The organism is Neptunomonas japonica JAMM 1380 (assembly GCF_016592555.1).
GTDB lineage: Bacteria > Pseudomonadota > Gammaproteobacteria > Pseudomonadales > Balneatricaceae > Neptunomonas > Neptunomonas japonica_A.
Map to the genome: position 1 here is coordinate 1734906 of NZ_AP014546.1, position 25867 is coordinate 1760772.

Below are 25867 nucleotides of genomic sequence, written 5' to 3' on the forward strand. Positions count from 1 at the left end.
GTAATGTGTAATGCCCATAAAAATCCCCGATCTGTTACCCGCAGTCGATGTATTGGGGGCCGAAAACATCTTTGTGATGACCGAAACACGGGCAACACATCAGCATGTAAGACCGCTTAAAGTAATGATTCTTAACTTGATGCCTAAGAAGATCGAGACGGAGAATCAACTCATCCGTTTATTGTCTAATACGCCGTTGCAAGTTGATGTTGAATTGTTACGCATTGATAACCACGAAAGTAAAAATACCCCGCGTCAGCATTTAGATAGTTTTTATCGTGATTTTGAAGATGTTCAAGATAAAAATTACGATGGATTGATTATTACTGGTGCTCCTCTAGGTTTGGTTAGTTTTGAAGATATTCATTACTGGGAGCAGATTCAGGAAGTCATTAAATGGTCACAACAACATGTAACCTCAACGTTATTTTTGTGTTGGGCCGCTCAAGCTGCACTTAAAGTGCTTTATGATTTGCCAAAACAAACACGTTCCGAAAAATTGTCGGGTGTGTATCAGCATAATATTCTGTCGGCACATGAGCCATTAACGCGTGGTTTTGATGATCAATTTGTAGCGCCGCATTCTCGTAATGCAGACTTTCCAGTTAATTTCATCGCTAATCATACAGATTTGAACTTGCTAGCATCTTCGGATAAAGCAGGTGCATATTTAATGGCGAGTTCATGTCGTCGCCAAGTCTATGTGACCGGGCATCCTGAGTATGAAGCTGAAACCTTAGCTCAGGAATATTGGCGGGATATTGATGCAGGGGTTAATACGATAATTCCTGTTAATTATTTTCCTGGGAACGATCCGGATAATAAACCTGCGAATACATGGCGCAGCCACGGTAATCTACTTTTCTCCAACTGGTTAAATTACTATGTGTATCAGTTAACGCCTTATGATCTCAGCGTTAATCCGGAGTAAAGGGCGGGAATTCATGTGTACATTTATAGTTTTTAACCTATGTATCATTGATATGAGTGAAAAATATTCCAATGAATCAGTTTGATAATAGACATATCCCGTTATACAAACGTGTTGAAAGTCATATTCTTAATGATATTGATGAAGGCCGGTTAATACCTGGTGACTTAATACCATCAGAGCCCCAATTGGCTTTATTACTTGGAGTCAGCCAAGGTACGGTAAAAAAAGCGATTGAAAACCTAGTAAATGAAAATCGCCTTTACCGCCATCAAGGTAAAGGTACTTATGTCTCGACGATCAACTTCAATAACAGCTTATTTCGCTTTTTCTCTTATGGTGATGCTTCTGGTAAGGGAGTGCGTATACACAAAGAGGTTAGTGAGCGTGAATTGAAAATAGGCCCTAAAAATATCTGCCAGCAATTGGGTTATGAGCCTAATTCTGAGCTGCTCTATATTCAGCGTTGTGGTTATGTTCTTGAGCTCCCTATTTTAATAGAACACTGCTGGTGGTGTCCTGAGGTGGTACCCGGTATGGAAAGTGAAGATGTTCATATTCCTGACTTGATGTATGCCCTTGTTGTTGAGAAGTATGCCGTTCCAGTGGTGCGCGCTGAGGAGACGTTGACTGCTGATATAGCAGATAAGCAAACAGCCCAACTGTTAGGTATTCCAGAAAAGTCTCCTGTTATTGTTTTGATAAGACATACTTATAGTCGACATAACAAGATGATTGAGTACCGCAAAACTGTAGGTCGAGCAGATAAGTTTAGTTATAAAGCAGAAATACGTTAGTCATAGATCTAACCTGCATATTCTTAGTTTTGATGATTTTTAAGAATATGCAGTTTCTTTTTTATACTTTTTTAAAAGCTTTGCTCTTACAACTTAAGTTAATATTCTAAGCTGTTAACCCTTCTAAAAGTAACTTTATTAGTAAAAGCTTCCTCATTCTGTATGTCTTTTGTTAATAAATAGCCTCTCCAAAAATACATTTTATGGCATGATTTTCAGAATGTATTTATCAATTATTCACAGCTCATATTACTAAGATAATTTCTTAATAATCAATTCTGTAGCTTTAGTTTTTCAAGTGATTTTTTTTCGAAAAAAAACGCGTGTTTACATGTGTCCGCGTTTTTAATTGTGTCGTCTATGCGTCCGTTGCTCAATATTTATACTTGACAGGGCGGGGAAATTATTTAATATCATTCATGTCATCTAACACATATATATGAGTTAGATTATTTAATGCTATATCACTTCACAACGGCAGGGCTGAACCAATGTATAAAAAGATATGTGTTGCTGTGGATGGATCTGAATCTTCTCTGGCGGCAGTGAAAGTTGCCGCTGAATTAGTGAGGAGGTTAGGTGCAAAATTACTGGTGCTGCATGTTATTCGGCCAATGAAAATACCCGAAGAGCTGCAGCGCTATATTAAAGAAGACGACCTCGCTAAAGTAAGGTATGCCGCGCTTGAAGGTGTTGGTCAGGAGATTATTGCTAATGCGGTCAAGATTGCTAAAAAATTTGATGTAGAAAGCCTGAATACGGTGATCTTAAATGGTGATCCGGCAAGCTCAATAGTGAAAGAGTCAAAAAGGCAGTCGGTAGATCTGATCGTATTAGGTACGAGAGGACTCGGCAAATTCGAGGGAGCATTGATAGGCAGCATTTCACGTAAGGTGACGGATATCTCTGAAATTAGTTTATTGATAGTGAAGTAGGATAATCAGAGCTAACAGTGAGGATTGTTAATTATTTTACAGGGGAGTTTTAAATAAGCTGATTTTAATAGTGTGAGTTTTTGCTACCCATGTAAAAAATACTCATCACCTATGCCCATAAATGAAAATAACAATAGCAGCGATAACCTATTCATATTGAGTAGATGTTAAGCGCAAGGGTGATCAACGATGTTAGAGTTTCTGCAATACCTCCCGGAAGTATTTACTCCCTGGAACTTCATGATTCTTGTATTAGGCACCGTAGGTGGCCTGATATTAGGCGCTACACCAGGCCTAAGTCCAACAATGGCGGTCGCTTTGTTGATCCCTTTTACCTTTCATATGGAGCCTGCTACAGGCTTGATTCTGCTTGGCGCTGCATATACGTCTACAGTAGCAGGGGGAGCGGTTAGTGCCATTCTGTTAAGTATTCCGGGAGCTCCGGCTAATATAGCCACAACACTGGATGGTAACCCACTTGCCAAACAAGGTAAGGCGACTTCCGCACTGCATTACTGTTTTATCTCTTCTTTTGTTGGTGGTGTGATCGGAGTATTCGTGCTGATCTTCTTTACTCCTACGCTGTCTCAATGGGCACTTGGTTTTGGTCCTTCACACTTGTTCTGGGTTGCTATATTGGGTGTTACAGTGATCGGTACGTTAGGCAGCGGCTCTGTTGTGAAAGGCTTGTTTTCTGGCTTTGTCGGCCTGTGGATCTCCACGATTGGTTATGACCCTGTGCTAGGTGTAGAGCGTTTTAATTACAGTGAACACTTAGGTGGTGGGATTAATATTATTGCAGCGCTGGTCGGGCTGTTTGCTATTCCACAAGTTCTTTCTATGTTGACCCCGCAAATGATGCCAGGTGGTGTTCAGAAATTTGCGATGGAAACGCAAAGTGTTATGACATCTGTTAAAGAAACTCTACAGCGTTGGAAAGCCTTGGTTGTCGGTAGTTTCATTGGTGTTTTGGTCGGGCTGATTCCTGGTGCTGGTGGGCAGATAGCGGGTCTGGTTGCGTATGACCAAACTAAAAAATTGAGCCGTAATAAAGATATGTTCGGTAAAGGTGAGCCGGCGGGTGTGATTGCTGCAGAGTCGGCTAATAACGCCATGGTTGGCCCTTCTTTAGTTCCGTTGCTTACATTAAGTGTTCCCGGTTCGCCTACTGCCGCCGTGTTGTTGGGTGGTTTATTGATTCATGGTCTATTTCCAGGACCTGCATTGTTTACAGAACATGCGCCCGTCGTTTGGACCTTCATCAACTCTTTGTTGGTTGGTCAACTGCTGATGTGTGTGTTCGGTATTATGATCGCACGTTATAGCCGCTTTGTTATGGATATTCCTGAGTTCTACATGGCTGCGGCGATTACCGTATTGGCAGTGTTTGGTACCTTTAGTGTACAGAATAGTTTTTCAGATGTTTTTGTCATGATGACGCTGGGTATTGTGATGTACTTTGCTTCTAAAATTGGTTTTAGCCCATCACCAGTAGTGCTTGGCATTATCTTAGGACCCATTGCAGAAAGTAACTTCCTTCAAGGACAAATGATCGCAGAGGTAGGAGACGGATCGTTTAATTACTTCTTTGGTGGCCCGCTAAATATTGTTCTTGTTGGTGTTGTTGCTATGTCTATTGTGTATAGCGCTTACAGTGAGCTTAAGCAAAAGAAACAACAGCGCACAGCCCAGCAAAATGATGCTGACTACCGTGCAGAACAAGAAGGAGTCTGATGATGTTATCAAAACGTTTAACGGCTATTGGTGGCGTATTGCTTGCGCTGATTCTTCTTGTACTAGGAAGTAATGTTGAATATGGAGAAGAGGCCTATTTCTTCCCTAACTTATTGGCGTATTTCCTGCTCGCTTTTGCCTGTGTTTTATTGGTTTCTGATGGAGATTTGTGGAATTGGTTGAAGGAGATAGCAAGCTTCTTATGGCGCTGGATGTTTGGCATTGTCGGTGAGGGTAACCCGTCGCGCTGGCCTGACACAGTGCGTCTGATACCGATGTTTATCACTATCTTCTGTTATTTATATTTTGCAGATATCGTGGGCTTGTATACAACATCGTTCATCACTTTTCTGCTAATTACGGTTATCTATACACCGCATAGGCCAAGAAGCCGCACCTTATTTAAAAGCACTTTAATCGCTTTAATGTTCACGGGAGTTATCTACCTTATCTTTTCAGTTCTATTGCAGTTACAAGCCCCTACAGCCTGGCTTATATAGCAGGAGGAAAATGGAATTACCCACTAGCGTCAATAAAAATAATTAACGTCAATCTTGACGAGGAGTTAGCTATGTTTAGTTCTAAAATGTCCAGGAAACTGGCCACTAAAACCTTAACAGCACTTGGTGTTGTGAGCGTATTATCCCTACCTCAAATGGTACAGGCTGATACCTTTCCTGAAAGACCCGTCAGTATGGTGGTTTCATATTCACCCGGTGGAGCAACTGATTTTCAGGCCCGTATTGTAACTATGCTTGCTGGTAATGAGAGCTACTTGGGGCAGCCCATGGTCATCCTTAATAAGCCAGGTGCGGGTGGTAAAATTGGTTGGGACTTTTATGCATCTAAAGCGAAGAAAAATGGCTATGAATTAGCGGCGTATAACGTGCCACATTTTATCGCTCAGTCGATTGTATTCAAGACTAAATATAACATCGATAATCTTGAACCGATTGCCAATTGGGGAGCAGATCCAGCAGTACTGGTGGTAGGTAAAGACAGCCCTTTTAATACACTGGAAGACTTAATGAGTTTTGCTAAGGAGAATCCTAAAAAAGTAACCTTCTCCGGAGCGGGTTTGTATGTGGGTCATCATATCGCTTTCTTGCAATTTGCTAAGGAAAGCGGCCTCAAGATGACGTATATCCCACATAAAGGTGGAACGCCTGCAATGAAAAGTGTGATGGGTGGTCAGGTTAAGGCTGGTTTTAATAATCTTTCAGATGCTTTTAGGAATAGAGATAGCGTAAAAATTCTTGCTGTCGCTGACTTGCAGCGCAACACCGAGTTTTTGCCAGATGTGCCTACGTTTATGGAAAAAGGCGTCAATGTTGATGACTCAAGTGTTAACTTTCGCGGGATTATGGCAAGAAAAGGTACTCCTCCTGAAGTGCTAAGTTACTTGTCTCAGCGTGTTCCTTTGATGTTTGATGATAATAAAACAACGAAGAAAATGTCAGCAGCAGGTTCTCCTGTGCGTGTGTTGAGCCGTGAAGAAGTTATTAAGATGTGGAAAGAACGCGAAATCTATCTGAAAGAGCTATTGGCTGACCTTAAGAAGTAGGCCCGCTATTTCCTGTTCGTAAGCTACGGGCGGTTCCTTGGTGTAAATGAAGTTATATCTATCAAGACACGCCGTTCGTATATCTATTCTAATCATGTATATGAGTTGTTAGATCTATATCATTTATATGTAAATGGTCTGGATCTTTGGAGACCAGTTATGACAGCAATAAATGAAAAGGCTCAGGTAGCGGAGCTAGTTGATCGCGCGCGTAAGGCTCAGCTCATATTGGCGGGCTATTCTCAATCTCAGGTTGATGAGGTCGTTATTGCGGCGGCATGGGCGATTATTAATCCAGATAATAACGAGAGACTTTCAATACTGGCAGTAGAAGAAACCGGACTCGGAAACGTGAAAGACAAGGTGATTAAGAACCATCGAAAAACTCTGGGTCTTTTGAGAGATCTACAAGAAGCCAAAACCGTTGGTGTTATACGCGAAATTCCGGAGAAAGGTTTAGTAGAAATTGGCCGCCCCGCAGGTGTTGTTGGAGTGATTGTTCCTTCGACAAATCCAATCGCCACGCCAATGAATAACACGTTAAATGCACTTAAGTGCGGTAATGCAATTATTTTAGCACCATCGCCAAAAGGGCAGCCATCTTGTACACGGCTACTGGCGTTAATACACGCAGAGCTTGATCGTGTTGGCGCTCCTCGTGACTTAGTTCAGCAGCTCCCTTCACCTGTCAGCAAAGCACTCAGTGCTGAAATGCTTAAGCAAGTGGATCTAGTGGTATGTACGGGTTCGCAAAATAATGTACGAGCAGCTTATACCAGTGGCACGCCTGCTTATGGAGTGGGTGCTGGTAACGTCACAGTGATTGTTGATGAAACGGCAAATCTTGTAGAAGCAGCCAATAAAATTAAAGCTTCTAAAACCTTTGATAACTCGACTAGTTGCTCCTCTGAAAACAGCCTGGTCATTGTTGATGAGGTTTACGATGCCATGATGGAGCAGCTTAGTAATGTTAATGCTGCACTATTAAATGCAGAGGAAAAACTACAGCTACAAAACGCTATGTGGCATGAGGGCCATCTTAACCGTGAGGTGCTTGCAAAGCCTGTTAAGAGTGTGTGTGCTGTTGCTGGGCTGACGCGTGCAGGGTTAGCTGAGAGTGATTTTCTGATGGTGACAGAAACTGAAATTGGCGCTGATGCTCCATTTTGCGGAGAAAAAATGTCATTAGTGCTTACTGTTTATCGCGCTCGTAATTTTAGTGAAGCCAAGCAGCTGGCTAGCCGAATACTCGAACACCAGGGTAAAGGACATTCGCTGGGTATCCACACGCAGGACAGTAATCGCCCACAAGAGCTCGGGCTAGAGATGTCAGTGTGCCGAATTATTGTCAACCAGCCGCACTGTTTTGCCACGGGGGGGAGTTTTGAAAATGGCTTGCCGTTCTCTCTATCCATGGGCTGCGGTACATGGGGAGGGAATATCACAGATGAGAATGTGCACTATAAGCAGTACATGAATATCACACGTGTGGTGCGAACTATTGCACCCCAAGAAGTGGCTGCAGAGGATATATTTTCTGATTATAAGAGGAAGTATCTGTCATGAAACCTATCTCTTACATACCCCCTGCAGATTCAATTCGTGCTGTTATTGATCGTTTTGCCGGGGAGCGAGCAGAGCAAACGTTTGTTGTTTTTCCAGAAACAGATGCGCAATTAAATTACGGTCAACTACAGAAAACTGTTCAACAGCACAGCCGTTACTTCAGATCTCTTGGGTTGAGCAAGGGGGACACGATTTCATTCATGATGGAAAACGGCCAGACAAGTCTGGAGTTATTTTTAGCGACGCTATACAGCGGTTGTATTTCTTCGCCTTTAAACCCGGCAGCGGGGCAAGATCAGATCAGTTATGTGTTGGAACACTCAGATACGACAGTGGTGTTTGTATCGCCGCAGTATCGCGAGCAAGTTGAAAAAGCTGCGGTGACCTTAGATCGTGTCATCATTATTATCGAAACGGATATAGATCAAGGAGCAAAATGGCCGGTGGCACCTGCGGATGAAGGTATTCAGGCTGAGGTTGTTGGAGGTGATGATGGCTTGCTGATGTATACATCAGGCACGACAGGGCGCCCTAAGGGTGTGATTCTGACGAATACTAACCTGTTGGCCGGTGGTATGAATACAGCTCAAGCGCATGAACTAACCGCTCAGGACAGAACTCTGTGTGTGTTGCCTTTATGTCATATCAATGCTCAGTGTGTCACGATAATGGCACCGCTAGTCAGTGGTGGTAGTCTAGTTCTGCCCCATAGTTTTAGTGTGTCAGCGTTTTGGAATTGGGTAATCGAACATAATGTAACCTGGTTTAGCGTTGTGCCAACGATCATTTCATACTTGATGCATAACGAGGGAAAGCTCAGCGGTACTGCGTTGAAAATAGCACTCAATAAAGTCCGTTTTGGACGCTCAGCGTCTGCAGCATTACCGCCTTCACTGCATGCTGGATTTGAACAGAAATTTGGTATTCCTATTGTGGAAACGATGGGTTTGACGGAAACATCGGCGCAAATTCTTTCTAATCCTATGCCGCCTAAGAAAAACAAATACGGCTCACCAGGCATTGCCTTTGGTACTCAAATCAAAGTGATCGATGAGCAGGGAAATACTCAACCAGCAAATATCGAAGGAGAGTTAATGGTACGTGGTGACTGTGTCATGCGCGGCTATTATAAGAATAGTGAAGCAACCAACGAAGCTCTGGAGCCGGATGGTTGGTTGCATACAGGAGATTTAGCAAAACAAGATGAAGAAGGGTTTGTATTTGTCACGGGGCGTTTGAAAGAACTTATTATTAAAGGAGGAGAGAACATCGCTCCACGTGAAATTGATGATGCTTTATATTCCCACCCAAGCGTTGTCGAGGCTGGGGCCGTAGGCATTGATGATCAGCATTACGGGCAAGAGGTGATAGCGTGTGTGGTGATTAAAAATAATGCTGAGGTATCAGAAAAAGAGTTGCTAGATTTTTGTTTTGAAAAGCTAGGAAAAATTAAAACCCCGAAAAGTATTTATTTCTTTGAAGATTTACCAAAAGGGCCATCGGGTAAGGTGCAGCGTTTGAAGTTAGTCGAGCAGCTAAAAGTTCGTAGTATTATTTAATAATAAGGCAAGGATGTATTCATCGGTGTAGCGTTAGGAGTAGATCACTAAGGCTTAGTCAACACTCATTACCGGCTCAAGCAGAGCCGGTATTTTTATAAATGGCTGAGGTGTTGGTACTAATGTAATTTAGTTCATCTCATTAATTTGGCGACGGATTTCATCCATCTTGGTCGTCATTACTTTTTCCATATGATCTAAGTCAGAGAGGAATTTCTGCTTAGGGTCGATTGGATCAACTTCTTTACGACGAGCATCAAGTGCTTTCAACTCTTCTAAAGCCATGACCAGCTGCGGGCTGATTTTCGCCATATCATCAAATGCATGGGAGTTACGCGCCTCAAGAGGGATGCCGCGACGTCCACGTACAAAAGTAAATTTCTTACTACGTGATAAGAAAGAGCCTTTAGGACGTTTGTAATAAATTTTCAGTACATCTGTATCGCCTTGATGACGTAAGGTGTATTTGTCTACATTATCGACAGATTTGATGCCCATTTTTTCTAATGTAGGGTAGTCAGACATGGTGTTCAGGTTCTCATTCAATAGCACTTGCGTTTTCAAGTACTGGGCTCAAAAAATAGGTTGTTTATGCTTTAGCGTGTTGATTATCGTTAAAGCAATATCTCGTATTAGATCGTGGCACTTGGAACGATCTTGAGAAGCATTAAACAGGCAATAGCCTATTATACGGCTTCAAATTATTTTTATTTTGAGCTGAAACAATGTGTTTAGTTTCAGAAATTGACAAGGCCCTGAAAACGGCTTTAGTAAGGATGCTTATATTAGTGAATAAGCATCTATGGCAGCTTTCAAAAGAATAGTAAGGCTTATACCTTAGGACCAGTTAGGGCCACATTATGAACTATTTTGGTGCCAAGTTGTTATTTTCTAATTTTAGTGCACTTATTCAGTGCTTTTTTTAGAAAAATCCATAATGATTGAGTTAAGAAAAGGCGATATCTGTTAGAGTTAGGCGTTTTTTAGTGGGTCATAATGACGCCACTTTATGCTAAGTAAGAGTCTGCCTGTGACCAATAATGATGTTTTACGTCGACTTCGCTATACCTTCGATTTTAATGATTCCAAAATGGTTGCCATTTTTCGTTTGGCAGATCATGAGGTGACCCGTTCACAAGTTACTGATTGGTTAAAAAAAGAAGAAGACCCTCAATACTTACGTTGTAGTGATCGTGAGTTTGCAATTTTCTTGAACGGCTTAATCAATGAGATGCGCGGTAAAAAAGAAGGTGCTGCACCCGCTCCTGAGCGTGTATTAAACAATAATATTATTTTTAGGAAGCTAAAAATTGCGCTGAACATGACATCAGAAGATGTTATGGAAGTGATGGCAGTAGCTGAATTTAGACTGAGTAAGCACGAGTTAAGTGCTTTTTTCCGTAAGCCCGATCACCAAAACTATAGAGAGTGTCAGGATCAGGTGCTGCGTAACTTTTTATCCGGCATACAGCTTAAGTATCGCGATAATAAGACAGATGCTGCTGAGTCACCAAAAGCATAATACACAGTGTATATGATGACTGCTTGAGCTGTTAAAGCGTTACTTTGCTATGCTCAAGCAGGCTTTTTGTGAAGGTGGTTATAATGTCTATGTTGGGATGATTATTTAGCTTCAGCTTTTTTTACACGAATAATATTGTTATCTACTTTTGTGCCATTGAGAGTTTTAATGGCGGCTTTTGCATCCCCAGGGTTTGGCATTTCAACAAAACCAAACCCCTTTGATTTTCCGTTATGCTCGTCCATGACAAGAGTGCAGGACTGAACAGCGCCATGAACCTCAAATAGTGCTAAAACTTCTGCTTCAGTGGTGGAACGTGCAAGGTTACGTATTAATACTTTCATTGGGAGGCCGTGTCTTAATTAGTTAAATAAAGAGGTTGAATAATGCCGCTCATACTAGCAGGTATCAGCCTGAACCCCAATGGTGATGGTCATTGATTATTGAGGGCTTGCTAGGCGTGTTTTAAGTTCATGAGCTTCTTCATTTGTGAGCTCGCGAAGCTGATTAAGAGGTAAGCCTTGCAGTGATAGATTCATAATCGAGACGCGTTGCAAATCAACAACCTTGTATCCGAGCGAGCGAGTCATACGTCTGATTTGACGGTTTAGCCCTTGTGTTAGTGTGATTTTAAATCGATTCTTACTGAGTAGTGTTAGCTTGCAAGGCCGTGTTAAAACGTTATCAAGTTGAATACCTTGGCTCATCTTTTGTTGAAAATCATCACCAATATCGGGTTGTTGGTAGTGCGGTTCAACGGTCACTAGGTAGGTTTTAGGGTGTGAGTAATCAGGTGACAACAAACGTTGGCATAAAACGCCATCATTAGTGAGTAGCATTAAACCGTGAGAGTCTTTATCGATTCGCCCTACCGGGAATAGGCGTGTGGGTAGTGTTACATGATTAATGATACTGTGGGGGTTGTCAGCGACACAGTTACAGTCGATACCCACCGGTTTATTATAAATCACATAACAGCACTGCGTAGGTAGTGTGGCTTTTTCCCCACCCGCGATAATCTCCTCATCACCGGTTACGGTTGAGGGGTGTACGGCTACTTGGCCGTCAATACTGACATGGCCATCAGCAATCATTTTGATAGCAGCACGCCGTGAGCAAACACCAGCGTGTACTAAAAACTGTGTTAGGCGCATCAGCTGCCTAAGATTTTAAGTGGTATTGCTAACGCCTGGTTTTCACCTTGCCCTACAATCCAGATAATGGCACTTAAACCACCTAAGGTTAAAAAATACCAAACACCAGAGACAAGCTGTCCGTAACGGTCTAATGGAAGGAGCTCACTGTGGTGGCGTCGCTTCCATTCAAACATTATCTCGATACTACCGATAGCAAGTAAGAAGCCCAGTAGTGCCATACCAAAATAGTAGCTGGCCAAGATGCCTCCTATTGCCCCTAATACACAAGCGACTAAACCGACAACCGAGTTCATAGAGAAGGCAATGCTTTTTAAAATATGCCCTCCGTCTAACGGTAATACTGGTAGGAGGTTGAATAAATTGAGCAGCGCGTTGAAAACCGCAAGACCTGCAAACAGTTCGATACCAGTAATCCAAAAGATAAGTAGGCATGCGCACGATAAGATGAAACCAAAAAATGGCCCCATAATTGAGATGTAAACATCTTGCCAGCGTGTATTAATCTTATCATCGGAGAGTGCTAATCCCCCCACGAATGGAATGAGATAAATCCCTTTGGTTTTCAGGCCAAAGTGCTTCATAGCCCGAATATGGCCATATTCATGAAAGACTAGACAAAGAATTAATGCGATAGCAAACTGAATTGAAAAGAGCCATGCATAGGCTGCTAAGCTACCGGCTGCAAAGAGTACTTTTATTACTTTCGCGCTTTTGAATAGTTTAAGCGCTAGCGAACCTAAGCCAATTAAGCTAATTTTGTTAGGGGCTTTAGGGCGTTGCAGTACTTCTTGGCGCTCAATATCTTTTTCATTAAGTGCTGATTGGCTAATCAAGTCATCATTAATATGTAACTGGTATTGCAGTGTAAATGGTTGCCAGTTGAGATCGACACTGAGCTTGCAATGGATTTGTGTTTGATCTGCTTGTAAGGAAAAATGATGAGTAGGTTTTGATGTAGGGTCAGCACTGGCATTGTGCTGAGAAACAAGCTGGTTATCCCAATATAATGCTTGCCAGCCAGCCATGGAGCCTTCTAATCTTAACTCTCGACCCAGACAGTCTATTCGTAATAATTGCAATGTAGTGTTCCATTTTCCTAACAAAGAACGCAAATTATCCCTGATTCATTTAATCTGGCAAGTGATACTCGATATTTAACATCGCGGCTAAAAATATTATTTGGAAACATTCATTTAAATAACCTTACTGGATATACAGCGAATGGCTAATAAAGCATTTATCTTACAGCGGATTTGTATATTTGCTGGAATAGAGTTTGACCCTGATTCAGATGAGCAGGTCGTAGATGTTTTACGTGACAAGTTTAGTATTTCATTGCCGCAACGCCGTTCAATCGACGAGTCGTTACTTGATGTTGCCAGTGATCATGATGTTATTGGCTTGATTATAGAGTATCGCGTATTGGGGAAGGTTAAGAAGAACTCGCCTTATATATATGATGTCTAACGAGTCCTTTACGGTATTTTAGTACCAAAAATAAGCAGCAAATATTGTCCAAGATATTAGTAATAGTATCCAGGGTAGTTTGCTTGTGTGTGCTGTTGGCTGCGCTTGTTGTAGAGTGTCATTCTCTGATGGCGCATCAATGTTAGAGGATGAGTTAATCGATTTTATCTTTTTCTTTTGACGGTCTAGATCTCGTGCCTTAGATTTTTGCTGTTTTTTGTACTGGTCAATACCTTTTTGAATACCTAGGGCAATGAGTTTGCTCTGCTCTTTGGTTTGTCCCTGTTTTTGGGTGGCGCGGGTGATCTTCAGTGCTTCTGCTTTGGTTTCATCAGAGGCTGTGCTCTTGGCTTGCCGACTCATTCTTATTACCTTGATATGGAATGCGCTAAGTATAACCTGTGCATTACAAAAACGTGATAGTGCCTATAAAAATGGCTTGTATAAAGAGTCCTTGTTTCGTGCTTTTCTTCTTTGTATATTTTCATTTTGGTATTTTGTGAAGAGAGCAATTATGTCTAAAGTTACCGTTACTTTTGAGTATGAAAAAGAAACTAAAAACAGCGTGCGTTATCAAGAAGTACCTGAAGAGGGTAAAGCGCCTATTATGGGGTCTTTGTATGTGCAGAAATGGTTTGCAGGTAGCACCAAGTCGCTTGAGATAACTATCGAAAAGAAAGACTAAATAGAGAGCTAATATTTTAAGCAGTATTGAGAGATCTTTAATATAAAAGGAACGCTATGTCAGTTTTATCGATTAGAAACGCTACTCTTGATGATGCAGGTGTTATTCTTCAGTTTGTTAAGGAGTTAGCGGCTTATGAAAAAGCAGAACATCAAGTATTGGCTACTGAGACGTCTATCAGGGAGTCGATTTTTTCACAAGACTCCGCAACGAAAGCACTTATCTGCGAAACCAATAATAAACCGGTCGGGCTGGCAGTTTATTTTTTGAATTACTCCACATGGCTGGCTAAACACGGTTTATATTTGGAAGACCTGTACGTTACGCCTGCTGCTCGTGGTACCGGCGCAGGTAAGGCGCTTCTGAAACATCTTGCACAAATAGCGGTACGCAAGAATTGCGGCCGGTTTGAATGGAGTGTGCTTGATTGGAATGAACCTGCGATCAAGTTTTATGAGTCCTTAGGTGCTCAGCCACAAAATGAATGGATTGGCTACCGGCTAACCGGACAGGCGTTGCTAGATTTAGCTGACTCATAAAAAAACGTTATGCTAAGTCATACAGTGTCAATTTTGCGAAGTTAATCAGGTAGGGTAAGTTGAATACTTGGTTCACTTAATTAGCGTGAAATACCAGGAGGTTGCTATGTCAGAATTTAATGGGGTAGAGGGTAGCTGCTTATGTGGGGGTGTGCATGTTCAGGTAGTTAAAGTAGCGGAGAAGATTGGTGCTTGTCACTGTGGCATGTGCCGAAAATGGGGCGGTGGACCTTTGCTTGCGGTTGATTGCGGTACTGAGGTGAGCTTTACAGGGGAAGAGAATATTTCTACCTTTAGTTCTTCCGAATGGGCTACACGAGGTTTTTGTAAGCAGTGCGGTACTCATCTGTTTTATCACCTCAATGCGAACAACCAATATATCATGCCAGTTGGACTGTTAGAAAATACGGATGAGTTGCTATTTGACCATCAGATCTTTATTGATAAGAAGCCGTCTTATTATAGTTTCTCTAATAAAACGGCTGATATGACGGAAGCAGAAGTCTTTGCTATGTATGGTGCTTAAGTAAGGTTTGTAACCTATTTTAGCTTAACTTCTTTTAGCCACTGCTTAGCGGTGGCGACGTTCTAGCATCTTGATGATGTCTTTAAACACCGAGTTCTCTAAAACCTCTGGTAGATCTAGCTCCAAACTGTTGCGATAGTAGGTACTTAGGTCTAATCCAAACCCCAGTGCATATAACTCCATATCACCACGTGCTTCTAGCATAGTAGCCACTTGGCGTAAGTGGTTGTCCATAAAGTCTGGCACGTTATTTTGCGCGGTGGCTGATTCCATTGGCGAACCATCTGATAGCACAATGAGAATACGTCGCTCTTCTGGGCGTGCAGCCATCCGCTCAGCGGCCCAAAGCAGCGCTTCTCCATCAACACCTTCTTTAAAGATATCCGGCTTCATCATGGCGGCTATATTTTGCCGCGCGCGTTTAAATGGCGTGTCGGCATCTTTATAGATAATGTGCTCTGTCTCAGCCAAGCGACCCGGGTTTGCTTCCTTGTTAGCAGATGAACGCCAGCGTTTAAAGGTTTTCCCGCCTTGAATACTGCGGGTGGTAAAGCCAAGAATTTCAGTGCTAGCACCTGCAAGCTCAAGTGCTTTACTCATAATCTCTATCAGCATAGCGATGGAGCCGATGTGCTGCTTCATGGAGCCTGAGTTATCTAATAAAAAAGTAACCAAGCAATTGCTATGGGGTTGGTAGCGTTCTTTGCGAAATAGCTGGCGATATTCAGGAGAAGTAACTAGGCGCGTTAAGCGTCGAGCATCTAAATAACCCTCTTCTTCACCAAAGTTCCAGCCATCTAGTTCGGGTGCAGATAATATCATCTGTAATTGTCGAGCTAAGCGTGGAACGTTAACTCCTTGGCCGCGTATGCGTTCATCCAGTTGGGCACGCAGTTTTGTTCTGATAAAGGATGCGACAAGTTTTTCAGCATGTATAGTTCGGTCATTATCGCGCGACCATATTTTATAGCTGTTTAGTTGAACCAGTAATTCGCGGTATTGTGAATGTGTTGTGCGACCATTACCGGCAGGCATTTCACTTTCAGATTCACTTTCTGCTTCAAGCAGTAGGCCGAAGCTGTTATTAATTGCATCGTCTTCCTCTTCGCTGTCTTTTTCATTCTCATCCAAAAAACCGACCAACTCATCAACCACTTGGGCTACGCCTAAGGCGTTATCGGCGAATACTTTTTGGTCGTGGACGTTGCGACGCATACCAACAAGGTAAGCACCAACATGAGGTGCAAGCATCATGCGGTGCGGTTCGATAAGGTCTTCTGTAACTTCAATGACAGGCTTTCCTGAGAGGCGTGTCCACACCATCTGGGCTACCGTGTAGATCATTAGACCCACATTGTTTTCAGTCATATTGGCTGCGTGTAGCTGCAAACACCATGACTCGAAACGATGCTCGATGTTACGTTTAGCGCCGGGGTGAGCTGAATCAACCAGTGCTTCTACACGCAACTGCTCGAGCAGTTCAAAGATCATTTGGCCCACATCACTTTCAGGCATAAGGCTGCGATGAAGGTCAATGTCACAATGCTTTAAGCGCAGAGCGATACCGTCGGCTGCACCGCGAAAAGATTGAAAATCGTCTTTTTCTAAACTGGTACGCAGATGTGATGCGCGGATGCCTGAGGGGCGGCCGTTTAACTCTGGTCGGTGGCCTCTAAACTTAAAACCACTGACACCAGAGTAACCACGCACACTGACACCGCACAGCTCTTCAACCATTTGCTGAAGTTTTTCATGGCGCGGTTGCTGCTGCGCGGTTCGTTTTGCTTCGTAACCGCTATTAGTGTTGCTCACTGCTCATTACTCCAGACGCCTTATGAGCCCAAGATTCCGTTAATTCTTGGTCGAAACAGCGTTGGAAAAATTCAGCGATCATTGGCCGTTCAGCTTCATCACACTTGTTTAAGAATGATAAACGAAAGGCAACAGCAGGATCACGGAAGATCTCGATGTTTTCTGCCCACGAAATAACCGTACGCGGAGACATTAGCGTAGAAATATCGCCGGCAGCAAAGCTGTTACGTGTCATATCTGCAACAGCAATCATGGATTTTACTAACGTTAGGCCTGCGTCATTATCAAAGTTAGGTACTCGGGCTTGTATAATTTTAACTTCATCATCGGTTGGTAAGTAGTTAAGCGTTGTAACGATATTCCAGCGATCCATCTGGGCTTGGTTAATCATCTGAGTACCATGGTACAAGCCAGTGCTATTACCTAAACCAATCGTGTTGGATGTTGCAAATAAGCGGAACTGCTTATGCGGGTGGATCACTTCGTTCTGATCCAGTAGTGTAAATTTACCATCACGCTCTAATATGCGCTGGATAACAAACATGACGTCAGGGCGGCCTGCGTCGAATTCATCAAAAATCAATGCCGTTGGGCGACGTAATGCCCACGGTACGATACCTTCCTGAAACTCAGTTACCTGCTTGCCATCGCGTAAAATGATGGTGTCTTTACCGACTAAATCAAGACGGCTGATATGTCCATCAAGGTTGATGCGTACACATGGCCAGTTAAGACGAGCAGCGACTTGCTCTATATGAGTAGATTTACCTGTGCCGTGTAAGCCTTGAACCATAACGCGGCGGTCGCGGCTAAACCCTGCCAAGATGGCTAACGTTACTTCAGGGTTAAACTGGTACGCAGTATCTATTTCTGGAACATGGTCATCCCGCTCACTAAACGCAGGGACTCTAAGGTCTGTATCTATGCCAAAAGCCTCGCGAACAGAAACCGTCGTATCCGGCTGGTCAATTTTAATATCAGACATAGTTATACCTGTAATCTATAGATTTTATTAAGAAATGTGCTGCATAAGTGTTTGCCACAGTCTAGGTGAATGGGGGGGATAGGGGGTGGGCCAGTTATTATCTTTTAGTATGGCCAGTTATAGTGCGCCCACCATTAGGCTGATGCCAATGATAATCAGCAAGGAAAATGCAAAGCGGCGCATATTGGTAGTGCTCAGGGGTGGTGGGTAGCGTTTGCCGACCCACGTAAAGAACATCACCATAGGAATACACAGAAGTGAAAAGGTCAGCATATCCAGTGTTAATCCGCCCTGAAAACCAACCATAATAATCCGGGCTGTTGAGCAAACAAGGAATATGCTAACCAAGCATAACCTTATCGTTTTCAACTCAAAGGGTTGGCGATAAAAAAGGTAAACAAGAGGTGGGCCGGCCATACTAAACATCCCTGCTAAAAAACCAGCTGTTGCACCAGATACTGCAAAAACAGCATTAGGGGAAGGTTCTTTTAAGGGTTCCGGGCGAAGCATAATTAACATACCGCCGGTAAAAATAGTGATGCCCAATAATAGCTGTAATAGATTATTAAATGACTCACTCAGGTAATCCAGTAGGATTAGACCGGCGAGTAATGCAGGAAAAATACCAGCACAGGTAATCATGACACGTTTAATGTCTAGCGCATGGAAGTTACCTTTGATAGCAATAAGACCGTTGATCAAGGTGACTGCGCTAATAACGACAGAAGTGAATGCAATGGGTACTAGGCTAAATGCAGTAACGGCGCCCATCACTATCATGCCTAAAGCAAACCCTGTGATGGTTTGTACATAGGTTGCAAAGGCAATGATAGCGATGAAGGGAATAAGTGTTTCTAGGCCCATGATGTGTAGGATTTACTCTTTAGGGATGATGGTTTTGCATTCTTTAAAAATACGGCTGCTGCAATTATGGCAGATGTCACGATCAAGCTGGTCGTATATTTTATGAATGGCTTCCCCTTTTGACTGAAAAAATGACTGCTCACCTAAGCTCTCAAAGTACTCGTCACGTCGTAGGTACTCATCAACTTGTGTTTTAAGATTGCTTAGAAATAGTGCTTGTCCGATGCTGCGTCTACGTTTTGCTTCTTGCATCAACATCTCGGCTCCAGCGATATCGATATGGTTCATACCGTTACCGATAATGAGCACGTTGGGTGAACTTATATTTTCAAGATAATCTTTTACGTAGTTAACTGAACCGAAAAATAAAGAGCCTTCGATGCGAATTACTTTTAGCTGCGGGCAGCGAGGCTGGCTAGTACCAAGAGCGTTGATGAAAAACGGTGTGGCGCTGTGCTGGTCTGGCAGCACTTCCACAATATTAGGTTGGGACGTACGCTTTAGATAAAACACCAGTGACAAAATAACGCCTAGGTAGATAGCAAACTCTAACGCCATAACAAGGGTCGCAGCGAAGGTAACAATTAATACAGCAAATTCCGATTTTCCTGCACGAAAGATCAATTTTATATGATGAAAATCAATAAGGTTATAGGCAACAACAAGCAGTAAGCCTGCCATGCTTGGAATGGGAATAAAGCGTGTCATTTCAGAAAACAGCAGAACAATAACTGCCAGTGAAATGGCTGCGATAATGGCCGCTAATGGTGTTCTAGCCCCAGATGTGAAGTTGACGCCGGTACGAGTAAAAGAGCCTGAAGAGGCGTAAGAAGAGAATACAGAGCCAACAATGTTTGAAAGTGCCTGCCCATAAAATTCTTGATTGCCGTTAATGGATTGGTGTGAACGTGTTGCTACTGAGCGGGCTATTGAAACCGCCTCAACTAAGCCTAATAAGCCGATAGCAATGGCGCCAGGTGCTAAGTCATAAAATACACTAGAGTCGACGCTTGGAAACATGAAGGGCGGTAAGCTTCCAGGGATTTCACCAACTAATGCGATGCTGTTCTCATCTGCACCTAGCCACCATGCAAAGACACTGCTGATGATCATAGCGATAAGCATGTTTGGCCAGCGGGGTAATATACGTTTAAAGAATAGGCATGTAACAACGGTAACAGCCGCGACAGAGAGTGCGTAAAAGTTGGTGTTGTGGGCTGCTGAAAATACCCCAGACCATGTGGATAGGAAGGATCCATTGCTCTCAATAGAAATGCCTAGAATATTTTTAACCTGGCTGGATGCAATAACAATGGCAGCCCCTGTTGTGAAGCCGACAACAACAGAGTGTGAAACAAAATTAACTAAAGTGCCAAAGCGAAAGAATGCTAATAGTAGCTGAAACAGACCCGCCATGAGTGTGAGTGCTAACACAAGATTGATGAATTCAGGGGAGCCAGGAGACGCCAGTGGGCTCACTGTGGTAAAGACAACAATTGATAACGCAGCGGTTGGGCCAGAAATAAGATGCCATGAAGATCCAAACAAGGCGGCAATGATGGCGGGAATAATCGCTGCGTATAAGCCATATTCAGGAGGCATGCCGGCGATCAAAGCGTAAGCTACACCTTGGGGAAGTACGATGACCGCATTGGTGATACCAGCAAAAAGATCATCACGAGCTTTGTCCATCGTAATAAGGCGAGACCATACCAGAAAGGGAAACAAGCGGGCCCAGTTAAATTTCTGCTTGTTTGGTTGGTTCTGCATAAGGCTGATCCTAGTGATTGATTTTTTTAACTTTTTTATTATGACTATCAAGTTATATGCTCTTGGTGCCAGAGCATAGATCCAGATTATCAGCGTTTTTAAGACCATGCTACAGTGGAAGGGTCCGCAGCTAAGTTCCTTTAACGTAGCCGCAGGCAGTATAAAACTGGTAATGCTGAATCTTTGTACTTAATTGAGCCAATCCTGAGGAATTCTAGAGCCAACAGCACGGCGGAGTGAGAGAGCCTAAGATTACTTAACGGCGGTAACTTGAATCTCAACCTTGTAATCAGGGGTTATTAGATCTGCTCTTACACAGGCGCGAACTGGCGGGTTCTCCGCATCGATCCAGCCAACCCATACATCATTCATGGCTGCAAAATCGTTCATATCACTAACCCAGATAGTGGCACTCAGTAGGCGTGACTTATTAGTACCGGCTTGAGCGAGAAGGTCGTCTACTCTGGAAAGGATTTCTTGAGTTTGTCCTTTGATATCCACGGAGGTATCTGTTGCCAGTTGGCCTGCGAGTATAATAGTACCGTTGTACTCGACAGCCTGACTCATGCGTTCGTTCTTGTTGTATCGGTTAATCATTTTTAAGGTTCCCAAATGCGCAGTGCTGATAAACTCGACATATCAAAGGTTTATTCAGTGCTGTGATTATTAGATTTACAAAGAAAAAAAGCGGCTCCCAACGACCTTAGCCGTTGGTCAGCCGCTAAAATATGGCTGGAGGACACCAAAAAACAAACACTCCCTCAGTAATGACAGGCAATTCGTTTATAGCGCTGCCCATGACTGAAGGTGATATAACACTAGCAACCTTATGTAGTTGCTAGATGTAACTAGCAGTAATCTTCAAAGTCTAAGGCTTGGCGATAGCCAAATAGAGCCTGAGCACCACCGGTATGCAAGAAGACGATATTGTCATCTTTATCAAAGTGACCTTTACGGATCAGGTCGATAAAGCCTGCTGCACCTTTAGCAGAGTAGACAGGGTCTAGCATGATGGATTCTTGGCGAGCAAAAAGTTCGATCGCTTCGATACCACTTTCTGTTGGTATTCCGTAGCCTTCACCCACGTAGTCACAGTTAGCCACAACATCTTCACGCTTAACCACACCAGGAATACCCAGATGTTCAGCGGTTTTTTCTGCGAGACGAAATACGTTACCCTCTTGCAGATCACGGGGAGCACGCACACCAATACCTAAAACAGGGATCAGGCTATTAGAAGCCACTAAACCTGTGACCAAGCCCGCCTGTGTACCTGCACTACCGGTAGCATGAACGACTCTATCGATCTTAAGACCCATATCATTTGCCTGTGTGAGAAGCTCTAAAGCTGCATTCACATAACCCAAAGCACCGATAGGGTTAGATCCACCACCGGGAATAATATAAGGCGTTTTACCTTGCGCACGTAGCTTTTCGGCAACCTCTTCCATCGCTTGATTCATGTCAGTATCAGCGGGGTACTTGCTTAAAGATGCACCAAACAGCTGGTCCAGTAGCACGTTACCATTGTAGTTATAGTCAACATCTTTACTGCCCGTACGGTCTTCTAATAGTACATGACACTCCATACCCATTTTGGTCGCGATTGCCGCCGTCTGGCGAGCATGGTTAGACTGTGTTGCACCTTGAGTAATAATGGTATCAGCACCCTGAGCAATGGCATCGCCCATCAGGAACTCTAGCTTGCGGGTCTTGTTACCGCCGCCAGCTAAGCCGGTGCAGTCATCCCGTTTAATCCAAAGATTAGGCCCACCAAGAAGCTTGCTAAGATTTTCCATGGGCTCAAGTGGTGTTGCCAAATGTGCAAATTGTAAGCGGGGAAAGCGAGATAAATGCATCGTAATGCTCCTGTTATTATACTTGTGCAGCTCATAGGCTTTGTTCAAGTGACGCTATTGAACTGTGATTTATCATAGAATTTCTCAACAACAACTGACCAATGCTGTTTTCTGTACAGCTTGGTACTTTTTGGCATACTCTAGATATAATGCGGCTTATGGGGCATATTCGGTATTATTTCAAAAATATAAAAAGGTAAGCTCACTCTCGCCAGCTATCGGTAGGCCTCGTGGCTCTTCCACCGTGTTTGGCGCTATTGTTGTGGCTTTTAAGTTCGCTTCTATTCTTAGAGAGGCCTATTCACGACTTCATCGAAGTTCGATGGTGGTTACTAAACCTTGCCAGAGAATCTGTTTTCTATACGAACATAAACTTCTTTTTACGCGTCTGACGATGCTTATGATTGAATTCATTGTCGGCAAAGGTGAATGGGTCATCCAGTGACTTATCTGTGAAAATATATGGCCTGTATTTTTCATAGTGCCGGACTTCATCGTATGTTCCCAAGCAGAATACCTTCAAGAGCCATTTTTCTGCTTCCAAAGCCTCTTTCGTCATACAACATCAAATACATCTTCTGCTGAACAACTGCGTTGCAAGACGTGTAAACATGCGGGCTTGTCATTTTTAGCATGGGGTCAGTCTGAATAAGCATTAGCCAATAATGTAAAAAAATGGAAATACTAAAAGCATGAGTAAGAACATAAACCCAACTCATATGACTATGACGACAATAAAAATAATGGTGATTCAAATGATGAAAACTACATTCTTACGAACAGTTTTAGCCAGCGCCGTTGTACTGGGCATGACGGCAAGCGCTGTTCAGGCAAAAGAAACGATTCGTGTATCTACCTACGTTAACGAGTCAGATATTCGTTATGACGGTTTCAAAAAGTTTGCTGAGTTGGCCAGCCAAAAATCCAATGGCGATTTAGACATACAGATTTTTCCATCGTCTACGTTACATGGTTGGAGTGAAGGTGTTGATGCCGTACAGGGCGGTGTGTCTGATGTTAGCTGGATTCCAGCCGATAAACGTCTTGCCTGTTATCGCGTGACATCCTTATACCCTGCTGCCGTAAGCCTTGAAAACCAAGTCGAGCTGGATGCTGAATATGCTGAGCTAATGCGTAGCGAATCGGCCAAAGTCGGCTTGGTGCCGCTGATCAATTCTAACTACTCCTACGACCAAGAGTGGTGGTTCGAAGAGCCTATTAAAGATCTGAATAACTTGGATGGAAAACTGGTTCGATCTATCGGCCCATTGGTCAGTAGCATGATTGAATCATGGGGTGGTAAGCCTGTGTTTGTTGCGCCCAAAGAAGTCTTCCAGTCAGCGGAACGTGGTGTGGTCGATGGCATCAATATGGGAGTGGCAACCTACAGCTCATGGAAGCTGTGGAGCGTGATGCCCTACATGGTCAATGCCAACCTTTTCTACGGCAACATCATGTACATGATGAATAAAAACAAGTTCGAGTCACTCAGCGAAAGCAACCAAACCGCACTATTGGAAGCAGCAACAGAAGCAGAGACTTGGTTAAAGCCTCGCTATGAAGACTGGGTCGATCAACGTGTCGGTAACGCGGTTATGAAAGGCGGCGGTGCCGCTGTCACGGTCTCTCAAGAAGCCCGTCACTCAATGATCGAAAAGGCACAATCTTCATGGGATAGTGAAGTGGATGCAGCCTGCGGCAAACCTCTTGCTAACAAGGTTAGGGCTTTATTTGCTAAGCACGCTAACTAAGTAATTTTTTGCAATAAGAGGGTGTCAATATGCGACAGGCATTGGCTCGACTACTAGAACGATTAGCACTGGTGCTGCTGTATTGCGGTGGTGTAATCGTCCTCATTCAGGCGGTTTGGATCAGTTATGGCGTATTCATGCGCTATGTACTGGATAGCCCTGACGGCATGGTGACTGAGGCAACAGCATTGATGCTAGTGCCTGTTGCATTCTTTGGGCTGGCGTATGCACTTAGCAACGACGCCTATCCAAAGGTCACATTGCTGCGGGATTTACTGCCTATCAAGGTGCAAGGAATCATCGATAGAATCAACCTGCTAATCATGACGCTTACTGGCATGTTTTTCAGTGTCTCCGCGTGTGAGGCTGCTTATCGCGCCTTTCATTCGGGGGCCGCTTCAGAGATTTTACTCTGGCCGCGGTTCTATTTCTGGGTTCCCGTTGCTATTTCATTGTTAATTTTTACCCTGCTAGCGATTGTTCGTTTACTTAACTACGAACATCCATCGCGCCGGGTAGATGCTGTACAGGAGGCTCCCTAATGGAATGGTACACTGTTGGTCTAGGTTTACTGGGTCTGCTCATTCTATTTATCTCGATTGGTCTTCCAATCCCATTCGCGCTAGCAGCGGCTTCGGTGCCGTTTCTTCTCAGTATTCAGTCGCTCTCGACATCACTGATAACGGCAGAGCTAAAACTCTGGGGAGTATGGGTTGATTACATACTGCTGGCGGTACCCCTCTTTGTACTCTTAGGAGAGCTCATTGGGCGGTCGTCGATTGGCCCCAATCTCTACTGGTTTATGCACAGTAAAGTTCCTGTCAGAGGCTCTGCCGCCTACGGCAGTATTGGTGCTTGTGCAGGTTTTGGTGCGGTCTGCGGTTCCAGCATGGTGGGGTCACTCACCATTGGAGGCGTTGCTCTTCCTGAAATGCTGAAACTGGGTTATGGCAAGCGCTTATCCAGCGGTGTGTTAGCGGCCGGTGGTACGCTCAGCGTATTGATTCCACCGAGCCTGATACTGCTGTTTTACGGTATCGTGACGGACCAATCGATTGGTGATCTATTTATTGCCGGCGTTATTCCGGGCATTATTTTAGTCTCGTTCTTTATCATTATTGTCGCTATCTGGGGCTGGTTACGCCCTAGCGATGTACCTGAACGTGATAACACCAACCCGATCCCTTGGGGATTGGCACTGAGTGCCGTGTTGCCGGTTATCTTTATCGGTCTGATTATCACGGTATCGATCTATACCGGTATAGCAACACCCACTGAAGCGGCGGGCATCTCCTGTGTCGCTACTATGATTATGGCCTTTACGGTTGGGGGTTTACGTTGGGATGGTTTTCTTGGGGCGATACGCGCCACCATGCAAACCATGGGCTACCTCGGTCTACTGTTATCGGCCGGTGTGTTGTTCGGTTTTGTGATGACTTACTATCGCGTGCCACAACAGTTCACTGAAATATTCAGTGCCATGGAGCTGTCTCCCTACTTAGTGTTGGCGATCATCATCGTGTTTTACGTCATCCTCGGCATGTTCCTTGAACCGGTCTCCATGACCTTCATTACTCTGCCAACGATGTACCCGCTCGTGGCCGCATCCGGTTTCGATCTGATCTGGTTTGGCGTGATCTATACCATCACCATGGAGTTGGCGGTGCTCACCCCCCCCGTAGGGCTCAACTTGTACGTCATACAAGCCCTGGCCCGAAAGGAAATCACCATCATCGACGTCATTATTGGCTGTCTGCCTTTCATTGGTGCACTGATCGTTTTATTGGGCTTAATGGTCATGATTCCCGATATAGCACTGTGGTTACCGAGCATCATGGATTAGG

General features: G+C 43.8%; 27 protein-coding genes. 16 read left to right on the forward strand and 11 right to left on the reverse strand.

Annotation, left to right across the window (positions count from 1 at the left end; all coding sequences use genetic code 11):
• The first annotated feature begins 10 nt into the window (after positions 1-10).
• From metA to NEJAP_RS08155, 8 genes are all read left to right on the forward strand, one after another.
• The gene (gene metA / locus NEJAP_RS08120) at positions 11-931 is read left to right on the forward strand and encodes a homoserine O-acetyltransferase MetA (RefSeq protein ID WP_201350135.1); all 921 of its coding nucleotides are present in this window, start codon (positions 11-13) and stop codon (positions 929-931) included.
• Positions 932-1002: 71 nt separating this feature from the next.
• Entirely contained in the window at positions 1003-1728 is a 726-nt protein-coding gene (locus NEJAP_RS08125; RefSeq protein ID WP_201350136.1) for a GntR family transcriptional regulator, read from the forward strand.
• 491 nt (positions 1729-2219) lie between these two features.
• Complete coding sequence (locus NEJAP_RS08130; RefSeq protein ID WP_201350137.1) at positions 2220-2663, forward strand: universal stress protein; 444 nt, start codon at positions 2220-2222, stop codon at positions 2661-2663.
• Positions 2664-2852: 189 nt separating this feature from the next.
• Complete coding sequence (locus NEJAP_RS08135) at positions 2853-4397, forward strand: tripartite tricarboxylate transporter permease (RefSeq protein WP_201350138.1); 1545 nt, start codon at positions 2853-2855, stop codon at positions 4395-4397.
• Positions 4397-4897 (forward strand): tripartite tricarboxylate transporter TctB family protein, encoded by a 501-nt coding sequence (locus tag NEJAP_RS08140; protein ID WP_201350139.1) that lies wholly within the window; start codon positions 4397-4399, stop codon positions 4895-4897. The genes NEJAP_RS08135 and NEJAP_RS08140 overlap by 1 nt, the downstream gene beginning before the upstream one ends.
• Before the next feature lie 71 nt (positions 4898-4968).
• Positions 4969-5961: a tripartite tricarboxylate transporter substrate binding protein gene (locus tag NEJAP_RS08145; protein WP_201350140.1), complete on the forward strand. Its 993-nt coding sequence runs from the start codon at positions 4969-4971 to the stop codon at positions 5959-5961.
• A gap of 159 nt (positions 5962-6120) precedes the next feature.
• Positions 6121-7527 (forward strand): acylating sulfoacetaldehyde dehydrogenase, encoded by a 1407-nt coding sequence (gene sauS / locus NEJAP_RS08150; RefSeq protein WP_201350141.1) that lies wholly within the window; start codon positions 6121-6123, stop codon positions 7525-7527.
• The gene (locus NEJAP_RS08155) at positions 7524-9086 is read left to right on the forward strand and encodes an AMP-binding protein (RefSeq protein WP_201350142.1); all 1563 of its coding nucleotides are present in this window, start codon (positions 7524-7526) and stop codon (positions 9084-9086) included. The genes sauS and NEJAP_RS08155 overlap by 4 nt, the downstream gene beginning before the upstream one ends.
• A gap of 129 nt (positions 9087-9215) precedes the next feature.
• Here the strand turns inward: NEJAP_RS08155 and NEJAP_RS08160 are convergent, their stop codons facing one another.
• Positions 9216-9650: a DUF3461 family protein gene (locus tag NEJAP_RS08160; protein ID WP_201350143.1), complete on the reverse strand. Its 435-nt coding sequence runs from the start codon at positions 9648-9650 to the stop codon at positions 9216-9218.
• Positions 9651-10116: 466 nt separating this feature from the next.
• Here NEJAP_RS08160 and NEJAP_RS08165 point away from each other — a divergent pair, with 466 nt between their 5' ends.
• Complete coding sequence (locus NEJAP_RS08165) at positions 10117-10608, forward strand: DUF1456 family protein (protein WP_201350144.1); 492 nt, start codon at positions 10117-10119, stop codon at positions 10606-10608.
• Between the two features lie 101 nt (positions 10609-10709).
• Here the strand turns inward: NEJAP_RS08165 and NEJAP_RS08170 are convergent, their stop codons facing one another.
• The 3 genes from NEJAP_RS08170 to NEJAP_RS08180 all read right to left on the reverse strand — a co-directional run bounded on the left by NEJAP_RS08170 (position 10710) and on the right by NEJAP_RS08180 (position 12790).
• A complete protein-coding gene (locus NEJAP_RS08170) occupies positions 10710-10952 on the reverse strand; it encodes an RNA recognition motif domain-containing protein (RefSeq protein WP_201350145.1) in 243 nt (80 codons plus the stop codon).
• Positions 10953-11048: 96 nt separating this feature from the next.
• Positions 11049-11762: a pseudouridine synthase gene (locus tag NEJAP_RS08175; RefSeq protein ID WP_201350527.1), complete on the reverse strand. Its 714-nt coding sequence runs from the start codon at positions 11760-11762 to the stop codon at positions 11049-11051.
• The gene (locus NEJAP_RS08180; protein ID WP_236591110.1) at positions 11762-12790 is read right to left on the reverse strand and encodes a site-2 protease family protein; all 1029 of its coding nucleotides are present in this window, start codon (positions 12788-12790) and stop codon (positions 11762-11764) included. The genes NEJAP_RS08175 and NEJAP_RS08180 overlap by 1 nt, the downstream gene beginning before the upstream one ends.
• A 196-nt stretch (positions 12791-12986) precedes the next feature.
• On the opposite strand from NEJAP_RS08180, the gene NEJAP_RS08185 reads away from it, so the two are divergent.
• On the forward strand, positions 12987-13232 hold the full coding sequence (locus tag NEJAP_RS08185; protein ID WP_201350147.1) for a hypothetical protein: 246 nt from the start codon (positions 12987-12989) through the stop codon (positions 13230-13232).
• Positions 13233-13250: 18 nt separating this feature from the next.
• On the opposite strand, the gene NEJAP_RS08190 is transcribed toward NEJAP_RS08185, so the two are convergent.
• Positions 13251-13595, reverse strand: a complete 345-nt coding sequence (locus NEJAP_RS08190) for a DUF2956 domain-containing protein (protein ID WP_201350148.1) — start codon at positions 13593-13595, stop codon at positions 13251-13253.
• A gap of 151 nt (positions 13596-13746) precedes the next feature.
• On the opposite strand from NEJAP_RS08190, the gene NEJAP_RS08195 reads away from it, so the two are divergent.
• From NEJAP_RS08195 to NEJAP_RS08205, 3 genes are all read left to right on the forward strand, one after another.
• Positions 13747-13917 (forward strand): hypothetical protein, encoded by a 171-nt coding sequence (locus NEJAP_RS08195; RefSeq protein WP_201350149.1) that lies wholly within the window; start codon positions 13747-13749, stop codon positions 13915-13917.
• Positions 13918-13973: 56 nt separating this feature from the next.
• The gene (locus NEJAP_RS08200) at positions 13974-14456 is read left to right on the forward strand and encodes a GNAT family N-acetyltransferase (protein ID WP_201350150.1); all 483 of its coding nucleotides are present in this window, start codon (positions 13974-13976) and stop codon (positions 14454-14456) included.
• Positions 14457-14562: 106 nt separating this feature from the next.
• Complete coding sequence (locus NEJAP_RS08205) at positions 14563-14982, forward strand: GFA family protein (protein WP_201350151.1); 420 nt, start codon at positions 14563-14565, stop codon at positions 14980-14982.
• 45 nt (positions 14983-15027) lie between these two features.
• Here the strand turns inward: NEJAP_RS08205 and NEJAP_RS08210 are convergent, their stop codons facing one another.
• The 6 genes from NEJAP_RS08210 to NEJAP_RS08235 all read right to left on the reverse strand — a co-directional run bounded on the left by NEJAP_RS08210 (position 15028) and on the right by NEJAP_RS08235 (position 22272).
• Positions 15028-16794, reverse strand: coding sequence for a cobaltochelatase CobT-related protein (locus NEJAP_RS08210; RefSeq protein ID WP_201350152.1), 1767 nt, complete (start codon positions 16792-16794; stop codon positions 15028-15030).
• Positions 16781-17779: an AAA family ATPase gene (locus NEJAP_RS08215; protein ID WP_201350153.1), complete on the reverse strand. Its 999-nt coding sequence runs from the start codon at positions 17777-17779 to the stop codon at positions 16781-16783. The genes NEJAP_RS08210 and NEJAP_RS08215 overlap by 14 nt, the downstream gene beginning before the upstream one ends.
• Positions 17780-17896: 117 nt before the next feature.
• Positions 17897-18643, reverse strand: coding sequence for a sulfite exporter TauE/SafE family protein (locus NEJAP_RS08220; RefSeq protein WP_201350154.1), 747 nt, complete (start codon positions 18641-18643; stop codon positions 17897-17899).
• Positions 18644-18655: 12 nt separating this feature from the next.
• Positions 18656-20413 carry a SulP family inorganic anion transporter gene (locus NEJAP_RS08225; protein WP_201350155.1) on the reverse strand — a complete coding sequence of 586 codons (1758 nt, stop codon included), beginning with the start codon at positions 20411-20413 and terminating at the stop codon, positions 18656-18658.
• Positions 20414-20665: 252 nt separating this feature from the next.
• Positions 20666-21010 (reverse strand): RidA family protein, encoded by a 345-nt coding sequence (locus NEJAP_RS08230; RefSeq protein WP_201350156.1) that lies wholly within the window; start codon positions 21008-21010, stop codon positions 20666-20668.
• A gap of 251 nt (positions 21011-21261) precedes the next feature.
• Entirely contained in the window at positions 21262-22272 is a 1011-nt protein-coding gene (locus NEJAP_RS08235; protein ID WP_201348832.1) for a D-cysteine desulfhydrase, read from the reverse strand.
• 692 nt (positions 22273-22964) lie between these two features.
• Here NEJAP_RS08235 and dctP point away from each other — a divergent pair.
• Genes dctP through NEJAP_RS08250 form a run of 3 tightly spaced genes read left to right on the forward strand, consistent with a single transcriptional unit; the run spans position 22965 to position 25866 of the window.
• Positions 22965-24023 carry a TRAP transporter substrate-binding protein DctP gene (gene dctP, locus NEJAP_RS08240; RefSeq protein ID WP_236591012.1) on the forward strand — a complete coding sequence of 353 codons (1059 nt, stop codon included), beginning with the start codon at positions 22965-22967 and terminating at the stop codon, positions 24021-24023.
• A gap of 29 nt (positions 24024-24052) precedes the next feature.
• Positions 24053-24565 carry a TRAP transporter small permease gene (locus NEJAP_RS08245; protein ID WP_201348829.1) on the forward strand — a complete coding sequence of 171 codons (513 nt, stop codon included), beginning with the start codon at positions 24053-24055 and terminating at the stop codon, positions 24563-24565.
• Complete coding sequence (locus NEJAP_RS08250; RefSeq protein ID WP_201350157.1) at positions 24565-25866, forward strand: TRAP transporter large permease; 1302 nt, start codon at positions 24565-24567, stop codon at positions 25864-25866. The genes NEJAP_RS08245 and NEJAP_RS08250 overlap by 1 nt, the downstream gene beginning before the upstream one ends.
• Position 25867 lies beyond the last annotated feature (1 nt).